Annotated in this window: 17 protein-coding genes; 2 read left to right on the forward strand and 15 right to left on the reverse strand. The window is 36.2% G+C overall.

From position 1 onward, the window contains the following. Positions 1–332: 332 nt before the first annotated feature. The 5 genes from FNE73_RS15735 to FNE73_RS15755 form a co-directional block, all read right to left on the reverse strand. Complete coding sequence (locus FNE73_RS15735) at positions 333–803, reverse strand: DUF6702 family protein (RefSeq protein WP_143885509.1); 471 nt, start codon at positions 801–803, stop codon at positions 333–335. 60 nt (positions 804–863) lie between these two features. Further along, positions 864–1616: an LOG family protein gene (locus FNE73_RS15740; RefSeq protein ID WP_143885510.1), complete on the reverse strand. Its 753-nt coding sequence runs from the start codon at positions 1614–1616 to the stop codon at positions 864–866. A 7-nt stretch (positions 1617–1623) separates the two neighbouring features. Then, a complete protein-coding gene (locus FNE73_RS15745; RefSeq protein ID WP_143885511.1) occupies positions 1624–2337 on the reverse strand; it encodes a nucleotidyltransferase family protein in 714 nt (237 codons plus the stop codon). Positions 2338–2407: 70 nt separating this feature from the next. Continuing rightward, positions 2408–2818 (reverse strand): RapZ C-terminal domain-containing protein, encoded by a 411-nt coding sequence (locus FNE73_RS15750; RefSeq protein WP_089743536.1) that lies wholly within the window; start codon positions 2816–2818, stop codon positions 2408–2410. Between the two features lie 91 nt (positions 2819–2909). Continuing rightward, positions 2910–3929, reverse strand: a complete 1020-nt coding sequence (locus FNE73_RS15755; protein WP_143885512.1) for an aminoglycoside phosphotransferase family protein — start codon at positions 3927–3929, stop codon at positions 2910–2912. A gap of 50 nt (positions 3930–3979) precedes the next feature. Between FNE73_RS15755 and xrtF the strand changes: the two genes are divergently transcribed. Beyond that, positions 3980–4510, forward strand: coding sequence for an exosortase family protein XrtF (gene xrtF / locus FNE73_RS15760; protein ID WP_143885513.1), 531 nt, complete (start codon positions 3980–3982; stop codon positions 4508–4510). Then, entirely contained in the window at positions 4497–4940 is a 444-nt protein-coding gene (locus FNE73_RS15765) for an exosortase F system-associated membrane protein (RefSeq protein WP_143885514.1), read from the forward strand. Before xrtF ends, FNE73_RS15765 begins: the two co-directional genes overlap by 14 nt. A 23-nt stretch (positions 4941–4963) precedes the next feature. On the opposite strand, the gene FNE73_RS15770 is transcribed toward FNE73_RS15765, so the two are convergent. From FNE73_RS15770 to dnaB, 10 genes are all read right to left on the reverse strand, one after another. Beyond that, positions 4964–5959, reverse strand: coding sequence for a cation diffusion facilitator family transporter (locus FNE73_RS15770; RefSeq protein WP_143885515.1), 996 nt, complete (start codon positions 5957–5959; stop codon positions 4964–4966). A 157-nt stretch (positions 5960–6116) separates the two neighbouring features. Next, on the reverse strand, positions 6117–7109 hold the full coding sequence (locus FNE73_RS15775; RefSeq protein WP_143885516.1) for an aspartate-semialdehyde dehydrogenase: 993 nt from the start codon (positions 7107–7109) through the stop codon (positions 6117–6119). Between the two features lie 65 nt (positions 7110–7174). Further along, positions 7175–7609 carry a hypothetical protein gene (locus FNE73_RS15780; RefSeq protein ID WP_143885517.1) on the reverse strand — a complete coding sequence of 145 codons (435 nt, stop codon included), beginning with the start codon at positions 7607–7609 and terminating at the stop codon, positions 7175–7177. An 81-nt stretch (positions 7610–7690) separates the two neighbouring features. Beyond that, positions 7691–10291: a TonB-dependent receptor gene (locus tag FNE73_RS15785; protein ID WP_143885518.1), complete on the reverse strand. Its 2601-nt coding sequence runs from the start codon at positions 10289–10291 to the stop codon at positions 7691–7693. 212 nt (positions 10292–10503) lie between these two features. After that, the gene (nadC, locus tag FNE73_RS15790) at positions 10504–11364 is read right to left on the reverse strand and encodes a carboxylating nicotinate-nucleotide diphosphorylase (RefSeq protein WP_143885519.1); all 861 of its coding nucleotides are present in this window, start codon (positions 11362–11364) and stop codon (positions 10504–10506) included. A 24-nt stretch (positions 11365–11388) separates the two neighbouring features. Next, on the reverse strand, positions 11389–12960 hold the full coding sequence (gene nadB / locus FNE73_RS15795) for an L-aspartate oxidase (RefSeq protein ID WP_143885520.1): 1572 nt from the start codon (positions 12958–12960) through the stop codon (positions 11389–11391). Positions 12961–12985: 25 nt separating this feature from the next. Further along, a complete protein-coding gene (locus FNE73_RS15800; protein WP_143885521.1) occupies positions 12986–13615 on the reverse strand; it encodes an NAD(P)H-dependent oxidoreductase in 630 nt (209 codons plus the stop codon). A gap of 120 nt (positions 13616–13735) precedes the next feature. Next, positions 13736–15988, reverse strand: coding sequence for a T9SS type B sorting domain-containing protein (locus tag FNE73_RS15805; RefSeq protein ID WP_143885522.1), 2253 nt, complete (start codon positions 15986–15988; stop codon positions 13736–13738). Positions 15989–16146: 158 nt separating this feature from the next. Further along, positions 16147–16623: a ribonuclease HI gene (rnhA, locus tag FNE73_RS15810; protein WP_143885523.1), complete on the reverse strand. Its 477-nt coding sequence runs from the start codon at positions 16621–16623 to the stop codon at positions 16147–16149. Positions 16624–16676: 53 nt separating this feature from the next. Beyond that, on the reverse strand, positions 16677–18272 hold the full coding sequence (gene dnaB / locus FNE73_RS15815; RefSeq protein WP_143885524.1) for a replicative DNA helicase: 1596 nt from the start codon (positions 18270–18272) through the stop codon (positions 16677–16679). Positions 18273–18309 lie beyond the last annotated feature (37 nt).

The raw sequence follows: 18309 nt of genomic DNA on the forward strand, positions 1-18309 counted from the left end.
TTCCAATAATTTACAAAAAAAGGATGGCAAAACCATCCTTCTAAACTATTGTTTACAGCGTCGATTGTATTGCTGATGAGTTGCACCTCTGCATTGCTCATTTCCTCTTCCAATCAACCGCAGAATATTACAAATTATTTTTGTCAAAAGCACCAACTATTTTTGACCACATTACCAATAATGCAAAAGTAAATTTGACATCATGGAGACATTATAAAGACTTGTTATATCTAATAAATAAGTCTTTATTTATAACAAAATTTACTTGAGTTATTGAAATAAAAAAGTCAGCAATTTCAATATTGCTGACTTTTGCTATTTAAGATAGGTTTTTAAAAAGTAACTTCATTTACTTCCTTTCCGCGCTGAAAATTCATCGTTCTCAGATTTCCTTTGTAAGCAATGTTGACAAGGTTAATCTGCTTCGGAAAAGCACTCAAAAGTATGGTGTTTTTAATTTTCAGACTGTTAATATCCGAAACTCCGGATGTTTCAAAATAAACCCAGACTGTTTCTCCGCTTACCTGACTTCCTGTAAAGGTCAGGTTTTTTGGAGCATCATTCACAAATACGTCAAAATTATTATTAACATATTTTTTTACTTCTGCCTCAAATCCGGCTGTATTTCTATTGATTTTTATAGCATCGGAAATATGGCTCGTATTCATCTTCGTTGTAAACTTCAGGGTCTTGCTTCCGTCAATATAATCAACTTTAGTCATAGAAGAGTAGAAGTCTGCAACATTAAAACTCATCATTATTATTAATGTAAGTGCACTCAAAATATAGAATAATCTTTTCATCTCAATTGTTAGATTTTAAGCATATTGCTTAGTTTATAACAGGCTCAAATAATATGCCAATTAAAAGTTAACATTTACAGAATATTTATCGTAAAAAGCCTTGATGTGTGCTACTGCTTCATCGGCAGTATCTACTACACGGTACAGATCAAGATCGCCTTCAGAGATCATGCCTTCTTTGAGCAATGTTGCTTTGAACCAGTCTAACAGACCGCTCCAAAACTCTGTACCCACCAAGACAATCGGGAATCTTCCTATTTTGAGGGTCTGAATTAAAGTTATGGCTTCAGTAAGTTCGTCTAAAGTGCCAAATCCGCCCGGCATAACGATAAATCCCTGAGAATATTTTATAAACATTACTTTTCTCACAAAGAAATAATCAAAATTCAGCGAATACATTTTGTTGATGTAAGGATTGAAATGCTGTTCAAAAGGCAGATCAATATTTAATCCGATGGATTTTCCCTGTGCATTGAATGCTCCTTTGTTACCGGCTTCCATAATTCCCGGACCGCCTCCGGTAATGACACCAAATCCTATTTTTGTAATCTTTTCGGCGATTTCTACCGCCATCTGATAATATTTGCTTTCTGGTTTCAGCCTTGCAGAACCGAAAATTGAAACACACGGACCAATTTTTGCCATTTTTTCGTAGCCTTCAACAAATTCCGCCATTACTTTAAAAACCATCCAGCTGTCTTTAGTAATGGTTTCGTCCCATGTCTTTTGTCTTAAGCTGTTGTGCAGTTTGGTCTCGTCGATCCTTAATTCTACATTTTCTAAGCTTTCGTCTTTTGTATTTTTATTTTCCATCTTCAGTTTATTTAAAATATTTTTCAGCTTCCACCACAGATTCAGGTCTTCCAACGTCTATCAAAATATTGCTGTGTACATACCCATGAATTTTTTCGGTATGCATCAGATCCAGATATTCTTCCATCACAGAAAATTTTCCGGTTCTTTTAATCTTATCAAAAATAATAGGATTAATGCAATGCACTCCACTGAAAGCAAGAGGTTTAAATCCTTTATTAAATTCTGCAAGACGCTGTTCGCCTGTCTGCACATTCAGCCATCCACGTAAAACCAAATCTTCATTAAACAGTAATTTACGCGAACTTTCTCTGTCTGAAACCGCTAAGGTAACAAAATCTTTAATTTCTTTATGATATTTAACAAATTCGTTGATATTGATATCCGTTAAAATATCAGCATTCATAATGAGGAAATCTTCGCCATGATTCAGGAATTTTTTGGCAAAAACAAGACCGCCGCCCGTTTCAAGAAGTTCATCAGTCTCATCTGAAATTTCAATTTTGCAGTTAAAATTATTATTTTCTTTTAGAAACTGAATAATCTGATCCCCGAAATGATGAATATTAATCACAAAATCATTAATACCAAAACTTTTAAGATAATTAATATTTCTTTCCAGAAGTGCTGTGCAATTTACCTTTGCCAGAGCCTTAGGATGATGATCTGTAAATGGCTTGAGGCGTGTTCCTTTTCCTGCTGCAAAAATTAATGCTTTCATGATTGATTGTTGATATGTGATGAACGATGATTGACCATTAGATTTTTAATATCATTTAATTTATCAATCATTATTGATGATTAAGTTGGTGCTGCTCATCATGATGCAGGCTGATTTCGACCTTATCACCATACTTTTCTTCTATGAAATGAGTGATTTTTATGGCTGAATAGACCGATCTGTGCTGTCCGCCTGTACATCCGAAATTGATCTGCAGGTTTTCAAAACCTCTTTCCAGATAATTATCAATCGTAATGGAAACCAGATTTTTAATAAGTTCTAAAAACTTTGGCATTTCTGTTTTGGTTTCCAGGTATTCCTGTACTCCGATGTCGTTTCCGGTCTGAATTTTATACTCTTCAACTCTTCCGGGATTTAAAATTCCCCGGCAATCGAAAGTAAATCCGCCTCCGTTTCCTGTTTCATCTTTTGGAATTCCTCCTTTTTTATAGGAAAAACTATGTATGTCTATGTGCAGCATATTTGTTGTTTAATGATTTTAATTTTTTGACCATTAAGGTTTTTTATAAGACAATTGAAGCTTTATATTCTTAACTTCTTAAATATAAAACTTACTGGTTTAATATCTTTTCAATTTTCAGTTTTGTTTTTTCTGAATTTAACTGTTCAATCACTTTTTTAAGCTCAGGAAAATCACTCATCATTTCCCAGCTTTGAGCAAATTCTGTAATGTTGTCTACTCCTTGTCCGATGCTTTCAATGAAATGCGGCTTCTTTTGAATCAGTCCCCGCAAACCATAAGCTCCCAAAACCTGAAGAAATCTCATCATCTTAATAGGGTTTACCGATTTTTTTAGTTGAGATTGAAATTCTTTATTATCAGATAATTGAATGTAAAATTCAAGCATTTCATTTTTAAAATGTTCAGAAAAATTAGCTTTTGCCTGAAAAAGAAAAGAAATAACATCATACATCAGTGGGCCTTTCATTGCCGACTGATAATCAATGAATGAAACCTCATTCCGTTCATTTACCATAATGTTTCTTGATTGAAAGTCACGAATCATTAAACCTTTCGGTTCCAGACTTTCAATCAGACTAACCATTTTTTTAAATTCTTTCAGAAGTGATGATTTGTGATATTCAAGTTCCAAAATGTCTGCAACAAAATTTTTGAAATAATATAAGTCATGCATTACCGGTAATTCATCATAACTTTCGTATTCAAAAGTTTTGGCGAAGTCTATTTTACCATCAGTTTTTGTCTGGAGTATAAACAATTTTTCCAGAGATTGTTTTATAAGAGATCTTACGCTTTCAGATGTTCCCTGTTCTGCAATTATTTCAGATAATGTTTTTTTTCCAAGAAATTCCTGAATATACATTGTTCTGTCTTCCGAAATTGTATAAATTTTTGGAGTATTAAGTTCAGATTGGGTGAAAATTTCCGAAAAATAGATGAAACTTTCATTCTCCCGAATATTTTCGTTATAAGTAATGATGAATGTGCCTCGTGAATTTTCTGCTATAAAATTGACTCTTGCAGATCCGCTCTGTGCCAGTGAAGCAAAGCGGGTTGATCTTTCATCATAATAATGTTCAAAAAATAATTTTGCGCGTTCTAATATCATAATACTGAAACAAATATACTAATTTGAATCCTAATTTTTATATTTGCATCATGCTAAAGGATTTTAAACCTGTTTTGGGAATTCTCTTACGCTTCATCATTATTTATCTGGTGTTGCTTTTTGCGTATCAGTTTTATCTGAACAGCTTTAAAGATTCGGGTTTAGATCCTTATTCGCGTATGATTGCCGATCATGTGCGTATAGTTCAGGAGACTTTAGGTTTCAAAACTTTGCTTTATGATGATGTTCCCAAGCAGCAGATATGGTTTTATATCAGAACGACTGCCGTAAGCAGAATGGTAGAAGGCTGCAATGCAATATCTATTCTTATTTTGTTTTTAGCGTTTATTTTTGCTTTTTATAAAGGAACTAAAACTTTCGTTTTTGCAGGAATAAGTCTGCTTTTGCTTTATGTGATGAATGTATTTCGCATTGTAGGACTTAATATCATCAACAGTGATTACAGCAGTTATGGAAAAATGGCTCATGATTATTTTTTTCCGGCAGTTATTTACGGAAGTGTGGTTATTTTGTGGCTGGTCTGGATTAAATTTTACGCTTTAAAAAATGAAAATTCTTAGCTGGCTTTTCGTTATTATAGGATTTTGTGGTCTTGTAGGCGTAAGAATGCTGGAAGACAAGATCTTCTATGATCCTTTTTTAGATTATTTCCATAAGGCAGACCAAAGTGCTGTTCTTCCTGAGTTTGTTTGGGGTAAGCTGATTATTCATTATATATTCAGATTTATTCTGAACCTGTTTTTTTCCTGTGTTATTATACATTTTTTATTTAAAAATAAAGAATGGACGATTCAGGGAGCGATACTGATCACGATTATTTTCCTTATTACATTTCCAATATATCTATTCTGTATCTACAACCGTTTTGAAATAGGATATCTTTTCTCATTTTACATGAGACGGTTTGTCATTCAGCCGTTGATTCTTCTTCTGGTTGTGCCATTGTTTTATTACCGGAAACAAATGTTGACTAGAAATAATAACTTTTAATATCAGATAACTTTATTTCAGCTTCAAAAAGTAGTATGCTTCTCCACGCTGGTAACGTTTTCGGGAGTCCATTGTATACGTTTGACCAACGGATGTTCCCGAACCGGACAATCCATGATTTGGCAGATAGAGCAGGAGATGGGTTTACAATCGTCCATGTGAAAATTAAATTCTACCGTCCTATTGGTGTTTTTAGCCAAGAGAAGAATTACATTTTCCATTTCTTTATGAGCTTCACGAAGACTGTAATACCAAGGCAGCGTAATGTGCGCATCAATGTGAAGGGATGACCCGAACTGCTGAATTTTCATGTTGTGAATATCAATCCATTCTGTTTTTCGGTTGTTTTCCAGGAGTTCGATGATTTTATTGAGAAGTTCAGGATCCTGCTCATCCATAATTCCGCTCAGAGACTTTCTGACGATTTTATAGCCTATGAAAATAATGTATAATCCAAACAGGAGTGCAACCAATGAGTCGATCCAATAAATTTTGGTGAAATATACAATGATTAAACTTACAACAACACCCAAAGTAGTGATGGTGTCGGACTGCAAATGTTTTCCGGAAGAAATAAGGACAAGGGAATTTTCTTTTTTACCTTTTTCGATGGAGATATATCCGAGAAGATAATTGATTATCGCTGTTGCTGCAATGATGGCGATTCCCCAATCCAGTTTATTTAAAATCTTGCCGACAATCAAACTGTTGATTCCTTCATAAATAATCATCAATCCTGCAATACAAATGAGAGCACCTTCAATTCCTGAAGTTACAAATTCTACTTTTCCGTGACCGTAGGGATGATCTTCGTCTTTTGGTTTTGCTGCAAGATAGAGAGAATACAATCCCATAAATGCACTGATGACATTGACAATACTTTCCATTGCATCAGAAAAAACAGAATCGGAATCGGTAAGTTTCCAGGCAATAATTTTTCCTATAAACAAAAGAATTCCGAATGCGGCAATGATTTTCTGAAACCCTATTTTATCGTTATTTATTTTATTTGCTATCATTTTTCTACCGTTCAATTTTGAACAATTTTATTTGTGTTGATGGATTCGTCCTTTAAAAGGTTGTTTTCAGGCTAACAGCTGAAAGCGATTTGCTATAAGCTTATTTATTTGATAAAAAAAAGAATCTCGCTTGAGACTCTTTTTCTTTTTTGTTAGTTTATACTAAGTTATTAGTTACCAAGTATTCTGCAATCTGTACAGCGTTGGTTGCTGCGCCTTTCCGCAGATTGTCTGCCACAATCCACAGATTGAGTGTCTTCGGCTGTGAAAGATCTCTTCGGATTCTTCCTACAAAAACTTCATCTTTTCCTTCAGAATATAAAGGCATCGGATATTCGTTGTTTTTTACGTTATCCATTACAATGACTCCCGGAGTTTCAGATAAAATTTTTCTTACTTCATCCAGATCAAATTCATTTTCAAATTCAATGTTCACACTTTCAGAATGTCCTCCCTGAACAGGAACTCTTACGGCTGTTGCTGTTAAATTAAAGGTATCATCGCCCAGAATCTTTTTAGGCTCTTTCATCAGCTTTATTTCCTCTTTGGTGTAATCATCCTCTGCAAAAACATCGCAGTGTGGTAAAGCATTTTTGAAGATTTGATAAGGATATACTTTTTCTGCAGTACTGTCTCCTGAAATTTCGGAATTTAGCTGGTCTACAGCGGCTTTACCTGTGCCTGTAACAGACTGGTAAGTGGAAACGATAACTCTTTTTAGGTCATATTTTTTATTCAGCGGTCCTAAAACCATCACCAGTTGAATCGTGGAACAGTTCGGATTGGCGATGATCTTATCTTCTTTAGTAAGAACATCTGCATTGATTTCCGGAACTACCAGTTTTTTAGTAGGATCCATTCTCCATGCAGAAGAATTGTCTATAACCGTGGTTCCTGCTTCAGCGAAAAGAGGAGCAAACTCCAGAGAGGTTCCGCCTCCTGCCGAAAAAATAGCGATTTCAGGTTTGGCAGCTATAGCGTCGTTCATGCTTACGATGGTAAATTCATCCTGTTTATACTTCACCTTTTTACCAATAGATTTTTCCGATGCTACCGGAATTAATTCTGTGATAGGGAAGTTTCTCTCTTCGAGAACTTTAAGCATAACCTGACCCACCATTCCGGTAGAGCCTACTACAGCTACTTTCATTTTGTAATTAAAAATTTAAGATTAAATTATATTGCTTGCCTGAAGATCATAATCAGGCAAGTATTTTATCCGAATAATCTGCCCCACTGGAAAGCCCAAAGCATTAATGCAACAGCTATAAGCGCCATGATCACCCAGCTCATATTGAGCCTGTCATTTGCCTTAAATTTTTTGTTGACAATCGTTAATAATACAGCAGCAATGATCATTGCAGTAGGATGCTCAACATAGGTATTTCTGGCAACAGCATCTTTCATCAATATTCCTGCTTCTTTCGCGGCTTTGAAACCGGGTGAAAAGAAGAAAAGCATAATTAATCCTATCAAAGCCTGAGTATGAAAGAAAATCATTGTAAACAGTGTAGATTTTCTTAAAAGCTTTGATATTTTCCCGGAATATCCGAACATGGCTGCCAAAAGTGCTACGACAAAAATTGCAGTGGCAAGTAAAATTAAATAAGCAAAACCACGGTGTGCCTGAAGCATGATGTTGAAATCCATAATGTATATTTTTATTAGATGCAAATATAAAAAAATCCCAGCGATAAAGCCGGGATTTGTTATGTAATAAAAGTTAATTTATTAGAACTTGTAGGTAAGATTTGCAGACCATGTTCTTCCGAAACCAAAGTAAACTTGGTTTCTAACATCAATACCTTTATAGTTGGTTGTGTTGGTAGCATTATTATAAATACTTGTTCTACCTTCAGATATATATACTGTGTCTAAAACATTGTAGATGTTAGCACCTATAGTTAGTGCATTTCTGTTTTTGAAGCTGAATGTATAGTTAACACCAGCATCCATAAGGTTGTAATCCGGCAGTCTCAAAGTTCCTTTTTGAGCAGCTTCAGGAAGCTCACCTGTAGTCATGTTTACCATAAAATCATTTACGTTGATGTTTGAATACAAGTTGCCTACAAATCTCCAGTTAGCAAAAACTCTTAATCCTTTTACGGGTTTTACCACAGCTCCTAAAGAAGCAGTTAATTGCGGAGCGTCTCCAACTTTTGCCTTGTCAAGAGCTAAAGTTACAGTATTTGTTCCTCCTTGCACTGCAATTGGCTGGTTGTTATCATCAAAAACTGATCCTTCAGCATTGCCTTCATATTTATAATCTCCCCATGAGAACATACCTTCAAATTCAACATATTTTCCTAAGTTGTAGAACATTTCTAGTTCTGCACCATAGTGAACCTGAGTAATTCCTGAAATTTCAGCGTAAGCGTTCGGAATTGATACGTTATTTACATCAGTAACAGTAAGACCTGTTCTTCTTTGAAATCTGTCTGCCCAAGATGTTCTGAATAAGTTAACATTAGCTCTGAAATCACTAGAACGAAACCCATAACCTAATTCAGCACCAAAAATTTTCTCATTAGTTAAATTTGGATTAAGAACCTGTCTGTTGCTAGGGTAAACTCCGCTGAAGAAAGGCTGTCTTGAGTAGTAACCCACATTTCCAAAAACATTATGCTGAGAATTGATGTTGTAATTGAGTCCTCCTTTAATGTTGTATCCTAAAAGGTCTTTGAATGGAGTTTTTCTGTTTACTATCTGACCTTGTGGAGTGTTTGGCTGTCTTGTGATACCATCTACGATCCAGTTATCAATTCTTTGGAATGACTGATTGGAGGCAGCACCTTGTAAAAATACAGACAATTTATCATTTGAATATTCTATCTGACCAAAGGCACCATAGTATAATACACGACCGTCATAATTTCTGCTCACAATCTGAGTTTTATCTTTTATAGCTTTAGCAAAAGGGTTTGCAGATGGAGATACAGATTGCGTAAGATTAGCAATAAAACCAGCCGGTCTGTTTAAATCTTGTCTTTCCTGATAGCCTGTGTTGCCTAGTAAATCTGTAAGTACTCCTGGGTGATAACCATAATAGTATCTTGCATCTACACCAACTGAGAAATTAAGGTTTTGATTAATTTTATGGTTGAAGTTTGATAAAATTCCGTACCAGTCGTGAGAGTTAATATGAGCTCTTCTTACAATTCCATTGTTGCTTCTTGCAATTCCAGGACCTGCTGGGAAAGTATTATTGTTTCCAAAATCAGAAACATTGCCACCTTGATTCCATCTTGTGATATCATCCCATCTGATAAGTCCATCAGCAGTTCTTGGTAAAGAGCCAAAGTTTGTGTTTTTACCGTTAATAGAGCCAAGAATACCAGTTCCGCCACCTCTACCCCAAGATCCGTAAAGTACTGTGGATAGTTTTGATTTTTCAGACATTTTGTATTCCCAGTTAAAAGAAGCAATTGGTTTTGAGTAGAAGTTTCTGTTGGTCGAGAACTGACGAGCAGTTCCGTCTTCATCCGTTAAATATCCCCAGTTAGGATTGTATCTTCTATTAGGGTCATCAACACCGTTTCCAAATTTCAGATATGTTGCAATGGTACTAGAAAAATTTTGATTATGCCATTGAGGTGCTCCTGTAAAAGTGAATTGAAAATCATGTTTTTCATTTGGCTGAAAACCTAACGCGAAATAGTAGTTGTAAGCTTCAAAATCACTTCCGTCTATATACATTGCTCCAGCTGTTCTACTCATTAAAAATGAACTAGACCAACCTTTTGCGTTTTTACCTGTGTTGTATGAAAAGGATGTTTTCAGGAACCCGTCATTTGCTAGTCCCAAACTTACCATACCCTGTCTGCGCATATCGGCAGATCTTGTAAGGATATTAATTGTTCCTCCTACTGAAGGAATTGCTAATTTAGAAGCCCCCAAACCTCTTTGTACCTGCATTGCAGAAGTTACTTCGGAAATACCTGCCCAGTTGCTCCAATATACCTGCCCGTTTTCCATATCATTTACAGGCATACCGTTTACCATTACTGCGATATTCTCGTTGCCAAATCCTCTGATTCTTATTGAAGAATCTCCAAAACCACCTCCGCCTTTTGTAGCATAAACTGATGGAGTCGTGTTTAATATTTCAGGGAATTCCTGATTTCCTAATCTTTCAACAATTTGTGCTGCTTTAATGGTAGAAACAGCAACCGGGGTTTTTCTGTCTTTTGCAATATCGGCAACACCAGTAAGTACAACTTCTTCAATGTCCTTGGAAGATGATGCAGTATCTCTTACTTGTTGTGCATAATAAACGCTCGCTGTGGATAATGTAATTATCGCAGTAAGCATTGATTTGTTGATTAATTTCATAATCGTAAGTAATAGTTAGAATTAATTTTTCTGCAAAATTCGGCAAATAAAATTTAACTATTATTAACTATATGTTAATTTTTAATCAGTCTTAATAATGTTTAAATAATTGATTTTCAATATTTTATAATTTAATTCAATTTTAGCATGAAAAATATCATATTATTTATAATTTAACAATTAGGGCTTGTTTTTGATAAAAATATAATGTTTTATTTAATTGCTTTTAAACTTAAATCAATATTTTCTGCTGAGTGTGTGAGTGCGCCAGCAGAGATAAAAGTAACTCCTGTTGCTGCGATATCTTTGAGCTGATCTCTGGTAATTCCTCCAGAAGCTTCACTTTCACAAGATCCGTTGATGAGTTTTACGGCTTCCGTCATTGTGGTGATATCCATATTATCAAGCATGATTCTGTCAACCTTTGCGTTGATCGCTTCCTGAACTTCTGCAATGTTTCTTGTTTCTACCTCAATTTTAAGTTTTTTCTTGTTTTTTTTGATGTAGTCTTTCGCCATTTTCACAGCATTGGTGATGCTTCCATTATAATCAATATGGTTGTCTTTCAGCATGATCATATCGTACAAGCCGTATCGGTGGTTGGTTCCGCCTCCTATTGTTACTGCCCATTTTTCACAAACCCTGAAATTAGGTGTAGTTTTTCGGGTGTCTAAAAGTTTGGTTTTAGAGCCGATCAGTCTGGAATCCCAATCGTGAGTCAAGGTTGCTATTCCGCTCATTCTCTGCATGCAGTTTAAAACCAGTCTTTCTGTGGAAAGAATGGATCTTGCACTTCCGGAAACAATAAAAGCAACATCTCCAACATTGGCGGTTTCTCCGTCTTTGATGAATGTTTCTACTTTTAAATTTTTGTCAAATGTTTTAAATATAATTTCTGCAAGCTCAACTCCTGCCAAAATGCAGTTTTGTTTTACCAGAAGTTTTGCACTTTGCTCAAGATCTTTTGGAATAGTAGAAAGAGTGGAGTGATCTCCATCCTGAATATCTTCTTCCAAAGCCCGTTTGATGAATTGTTTCAGAACTTTATCTGTAGCGTAATTTGGTCTTTTCATTATATTGAATAATAATCAATTATTTTAAATTAAATCCTTATTGTAAAATGCCCCTCTATTTTGAGTCATTTCCATGGATTGGGTAATGATGAGATGAGCAACGGTCGTAAGATTTCTCAATTCTGAAAGTTGTGGTGAAAGAATAAAGTAGTGGTAGATTTCATCAACGGCAGCTGCAATTTCAGCATGTTTTTGCAATGCCATTTTCAATCTGCTGTTACTGCGTACAATTCCTACAAGATCGCTCATCATTTCCTGAAGCTGTTTTCTCAGATAGGAAACAATCACCATCTCATCAATGATTTTCATGCCTTCTTCATTCCATTCCGGAACTGCTTTTAGATCATCAAAGTTGAAATTATTTTCTTTTAGCAGTTCTACGGTTTTAATGGCTGCGTTATGACCAAAAACCAAACCTTCCAAAAGTGAATTGGAAGCAAGTCTGTTGGCTCCGTGCAGACCAGAATTAGTACATTCTCCTACAGCGAAAAGGTTTTTTATAGAAGACTGTCCGTCTTTATCAATTTCAATCCCGCCCATCAGATAGTGACATGCCGGAACTACTGGTATCAGTTGTGTAAAAGGATCTACACCTTCATCTTTACATTTCTTGTAAATATTAGGAAAGTGCTCCAGGAACTTTTCATGATTCATTTCACGACAGTCCAGACCAACATATTCGTCTCCGGTAATCTTCATTTCGGCATCAATTGCTCTTGCGACAATATCTCTGGATGCCAATTCTTCACGCTCATCATATTTGTGCATGAATTTTTCGCCTCTTTTGGTTCGCAATTTGGCTCCGTCACCTCGTACTGCTTCCGATATTAAAAACAGCATTCCGTCAATTTTACTGTATAAAGCTGTTGGATGAAACTGGTAATACTGCATATTGGTCACTTTTCCTTTGGCGCGTGCAACAAAAGCAATTCCGTCTCCGGTGGCAATTGTAGGGTTAGTGGTGTTTTTATAAACGTGTCCTGCTCCTCCGGTAGCTACAAGGGTGATTTTGGACGTGATTTTTTTGATGGTTTTAGAGTTTTCGTCTAAAATATAGGCGCCGTAGCAGTGAATTTCATCCTCATTTAATTCTTTTCCGGGAACATGATGCTGGGTAATAATATCAATCACATAATGATGGTCTAAAATTTCAAGATTCGGACTGTTTTTTACGGTCTGAAGCAATGCTCTTTCTATTTCAAATCCTGTGATGTCTTTGTGATGGACAATTCTATTTTCTGTATGTCCGCCTTCTCTGCCTAAGGTAAATTCACCGTTTTTTTTATCAAAATTGGCTCCCCATTCTACAATTTCTCTGAACCTTGCAGGTGCTTCTTTTACTACCATTTCAACAACGCTGCGTTGGTTTTCGCCATCTCCGGCACGCATGGTATCGTCAATATGCTTTTCGAAATTATCATTTTTAAAATCGGTAACAACTGCAAGACCGCCCTGTGCATATTTTGTATTGCTTTCGTCTTCATCAGATTTTGTTACGATAATGATTTTTGCATCAGGGAGCTGCTCTGATATTTTAATAGCGTAAGACAAGCCGGAAATTCCGGAGCCAATCACTAATACATCTGCTTTTATCATAGGGGAGATTTCAGATATTCTTTTATTAAATAAATTTAAACAATTTTTCGTTTGGCTTTCTTACTTTTTTCATGTGCTGAAACTGATCTTCTTCCGAACGGTAACCTAAAGCCAGTGTAACGGTAACTTTTTCTATTTTGGAATCAATTTCTAATATTTCTTCTAAAACATCCTGTCTGAAGCCTTCCATCGGACAGGTATCTACGTTTTCTAATGCCGCAGCGTACATAAGATTTGCCAGAACAATGTACGATTGTTTTTCTGCCCAGTTCAGAAGTTCGTTTTCAGTTTGTTGATTAATATGCTGATTGATGTTGTTTTTAAATGATGTAAGCTGTTCCGGGGCAATATTTCTTACTTCTGAAATATGATTAAAATATCCGTTGATATAATGGTCTTCAATTATTTTCTTTGAAACAATCACAACAAGATGTGAGCATGTCGTGATCTGGGAAGGATTATAAAATGCGGGAATAAGCTTCTGCAGCATATCATTGCTCTGTATGACAAAAATTTTGTAAGGCTGTAGTCCCTGTGAGCTTGCAGAGAGTTTACCCGATTCCAGAATATTTAAAAGTGTACTTTCCGGAACTTTTATATCAGGATTAAATTTTTTTACAGAATATCTTCTGCTGAGGGCTTCCAAATAATTCATAACACAAATTTAGCAATTGAATATGAATAAAATCGTTTTGAAAATTACTATTAGCAAATTTAAATAAAAACCACCCTTAATAGAGAGTGGTTTCAATTTTAATATAATGATGAAAAAAAATTATTCTCTGTTTTTCAATAGCACCCATCCATTGTAAGTTGTCGGAGTATTATTTTTGTCATTTTCTACCCATGTAATGGTGTACCAGTAAGTTCCTGTTGATAGTTTTTTGCCAGCGGAAGTACCGTCCCATTTGTAGTTTCTCAATTTTCCTGCTTCATACTTCATGTTACCATATCTGTCATACACAGTGAAGGTAAGATTTTTTTTGTAAGCTAATGCAGTGTAATCAATAATATCATTTATATTGTCTCCGTTGGGTGTGATGACGTTGACAAGATTCGGAATGGTAATCTGCACTTCAGACGGTGTGCAATTATAGAAATCTTTTACGTAAAACTTGTTTTCGCCTCTAGGAAGATCTGTGAAGATATTAGAATCCTGCCAATTGAATCCGTTGATGGAAAACTGATAAGGAGCTGTGCCTCCCAAAACATTCACTGTAGCTGTATTGTTTTTGATGTCAATACTGGAAATGACGGGATTTACGGCAACTTTTACGGCAGCAGTCTGAATAGTATAGCAGTTTCCTGTTTTTAGTCTTACCCAATAAGTTCCTGCGGGAACGCCTTGTATTGATTGTGTCGTTGCGCCCGTACTCCAAAGATAATCTGAAAAACCAGGACCGGCATCTAGTGTTGCTCTTTCATTAATGCATATTGTTTTGTCTTTTAAAACAGTTGATTTTACTGGCGGCGTAACTTTTAATGTAATTTTTTTAATGATAAAACAGTTGCTAATGGCAGTTACTTTTACAAAAACTTCTGAGTTAGAAGAAATGTATGCGATTGGATTGACGATTTCATTGGTTCCGTTTAAAGCGTTGTCAAAGGAAGTATAAAATTTCTTGGTAACTCCTGTGTCACTGGTAACATTTGCTGTTGTGAGATTGAATAATCCGGTTGCAGTATTGGTTTCTATAAAACAAGATTCCAGCGCAGCATCCTGTACAACGGGAAGAGGGAAAAAGGCTAAAGTAATTTCCGCATTTCCGGTACATCCTTCCGGAGTTGTTACTTTTACATATACTTTACCCGGTGCTGAAACATAAGCTGTAGGATTGGTTATTTCGTTTATTCCAGCATTGAGATCAGCTAGAGTTTTAAAGTATTTTTTAGTGACTCCGGTTACAGCTGTTACATTGGCAGATGTAAGATTGAAGACCGCTGTGGTTGCGCCGTTGTTATTACACGCAGAGATAGTTCTGTTGGTTGCGCTGAAGTTCCCTAAAGTAAGCTGAATGTTTCCGTCTGGGTTGTCACAAAGCAAAGCAGAGTTGTCTTTGATAATTACATTTACCGTTGTATTGGCATTAAACTGATAATTTGCCGGATTTGCAACAGGAGTTCCTCCAACTGAATAAGTAAAAGTATATCCCGAAGGATTTGCAACAAACTGAGAATTAAGAGAAGTAAGGTTTACAGTTCCCAAACCTGTTGTCGGATTGGGGCAGACCTGCTGTGTAATGGTGGATTGTAAGATAGTGACTTTGTCAGTAAAAACTTTCACATTCTTTATTGAATGTCTTGCACTTGCTGCGCCTGTAGAAGCAGAAAATCCAAAATATCCCTGTGTCATTCCAACGGCAGCACCAGAAGGCGCAAAAGATTGATCTACAACCAGATTGTTGTCGATTTTTATTTTTATAATCCAGTTGTTGACATTAGCGGGGTTAACTTCACTAGTCACCTCAACATGTTTATAAGCTGCCCCTGTAAAAGGTTGTGTAGCAATGAGATCTGCAGTGTGATAAGTACTTCCCGGTGTATTGTTGAATTCAATATTAGAACCTGCTGTATTATTGGTGCCATACAGTACGTGAACCTTGCTCATCTGAGCTTCGGTAGTATTGTTGAAAATATCAAAGCCTACCATCAGTCCTGTTGCATTAGCCGGAATTCCCAATCCTCCTCCGGAAGTGTATGATGCAGGTGGATTGGCGAGATACCAAAAAGCCAGACCATCACCTTTGCCATAAGCTGGGGTTCCGTTTCCATCGATTCTAAAATCAAATTCTACGCGCCATTTGTCGCAATATTTTAAATTGATTGGAGCATTGAGCTTAATACCTCCAACCTGCGAAGTCTGATCTGCTGTGAGCTGAATGAAATCTGTATTCACAGAAGCAGAAGGAACTACGTCCCATCCGGTTGTATTGACCGGGTTTCCTGTAAGCTGATAAGTTTGTGAGAATAGCTTTCCTAATGTACAAAATATGAAAAAAGGTACATATAAGAATAGATTTTTATTCATGTATTAGTTTTTACTTAAAATTAGTAGGGTAAAGATATTAATTATCCACTAATAAATGAATGTGTTATGTTAATTTTGTTAAAATTAATAGTTATTCCTCAATGAATTTAGTGTTAAACAATAAAAAGGTTATTGAATCTGCAATTGCTTTCAGGATCTTAAAATAAAAGATTGCTGTCTGGATTTTCAAAATAATGGTCGACCTCTAAACGGTCTGAAGCAGCGGCTGTGACGGCAAGTTTATCACAAAGTTCATTTTCGAAATGACCTGCATGACCTTTTATCCAGTGTAATGTAGGTTTGTGAAGATTAAAAAGAGGAATAAACCTTTTCCATAAATCAGGATTTTTTACATTTTTCCAGCCCCTTTTTACCCATCCCGAAATCCAGTTTTGATTGACTGCATCTGAAACATATTTGCTGTCTGTAAATATGTGAATATCATTTTCAGTAGATTTCAGTTTTTCCAATGCAGTGATTACGGCTAAAAGCTCCATTCTGTTATTGGTTGTTTTTCTGAAACCTTTAGAGAATGTTTTTTGGTAATTTTTCTCGGGGACTTTCATCAGGATTCCATATCCTCCTTTTCCGGGGTTTCCGCTGCACGCTCCGTCAGTGTAAATTTCAATTCTCATAAAATGATTGAGGATTAGGTCAGGTAAATTGTTAAATCAATTTTACTTTGATCTTAAAATGGAAAATCATCTTCATCATCAAAATCATTCATAGAAGATCCTGAAAGTTTAGAATTGTCAGGAAGGTCGAATGCTGCGCCGGGCTGAATGGTTGTTTTAATTTTGTCAAAACCGCTTGGTTCTCCAAAACCAGATCCTGATGCAGATGGCGAAGAAAAATCTGAACCGTTAAAGGCGGCTTCAATATCTCCGAATTTTGCAAAATGTTTCAGGAAAGACAGTCTTACATCTGCTGTTGCACCATTTCTGTGTTTTGCAATGATGAGCTCTGCCTGATTTTCGGTAGAAGTCTCCTGTCCCTCTTCGTCATTGTCCCAAACCGCAATTTTATAATATTCTGGTCTGAAGATAAAAGATACAATATCGGCATCCTGCTCAATAGCTCCAGATTCTCTCAAATCAGAAAGCTGAGGTCTTTTTCCAGGACGTGTTTCCACACTACGGGACAGCTGAGAAAGTGCAATTACAGGGACGTTTAGCTCTTTGGCAATTGCTTTCAGGGAACGTGAAATCATAGAGATTTCCTGCTCTCGGTTTCCGGTGCCTTTTCCACCGCCACCTGCAGTCATCAGCTGAAGGTAATCTACCATGATAAGTCTTACACCGTGCTGCATTACCAGTCTTCGGCATTTTGCTCTGAAATCAAATATAGAAAGCGATGGTGTTTCGTCAATGTAAAGTGGAGCATTCTCCAACTCAGATACGTTTGAGAACAGTCTTTGCCATTCCTCATCATCTAAAGTTCCTTTTCTGAGCTTTTCTGACGAAATCCTTGTTTCTGAGGCTATCATTCTGGTAATCAGCTGTACGGACGCCATTTCGAGAGAGAAAAGAGCCATTGGGATTTTGTGACCTACAGCGATATTTCTTGCCATTGACAGCAGGAAGGCTGTTTTTCCCATTGCGGGACGGGCTGCAATAATGATAAGGTCAGAATTTTGCCAGCCTCCTGTTTCTTTATCCACATCTCTGAATCCGGAAGGAACTCCGGAAAGTCCTTCTTTGTCTTTTAAAGATTTGATGGTTTCAATAGCCTGTTTTACTAAAGAATTTGCAGTATCAAATCCTTTTTTTATGGTTCCGTTGGTGATTTCAAAAAAAGATTGTTCGGCTTTGTCTAAAAGTTCAAAAACATCTGTTGACTCTTTGTACGACGAGTCGATGACATTTGCTGATACGTTGATTAAGCTTCTGAGAATATATTTTTCCAGAATTACCCTTACATGATATTCAATATGTGCTGAGGAACTTACACCCATGGTAAGCTCAATGATATAGTGGTCACCTCCTGCTGCATTCAGTTTATCAGTTTTTTTAAGCTCCTGAATGACCGTCATGATATCAACGGGATGGTTGCCTTCGTATAATTTTAGCAATGCAGAAAAGATCACCTGATGTCTTGGGTCGTAAAAAACTTCAGGTGTAAGAAGATCAATAGAATAATCTAGCCCTTTTTTATCAATTAAAAAAGTACCTATTACCAGTCTTTCAAAATCTACTGCATTGGGAGGCATTTTTCCGTCTGCAATCGACAATTCTCTAGCAAAATTACCTTGTGTAAGTGAAGAGAGTGTTTCTTTCTGCGCCATACTGCAAAGATAGTTTATTTCAAAAAAATAATCTGAA

The sequence above is a fragment of the Chryseobacterium binzhouense genome, assembly GCF_007474545.1.
GTDB lineage: Bacteria > Bacteroidota > Bacteroidia > Flavobacteriales > Weeksellaceae > Chryseobacterium > Chryseobacterium binzhouense.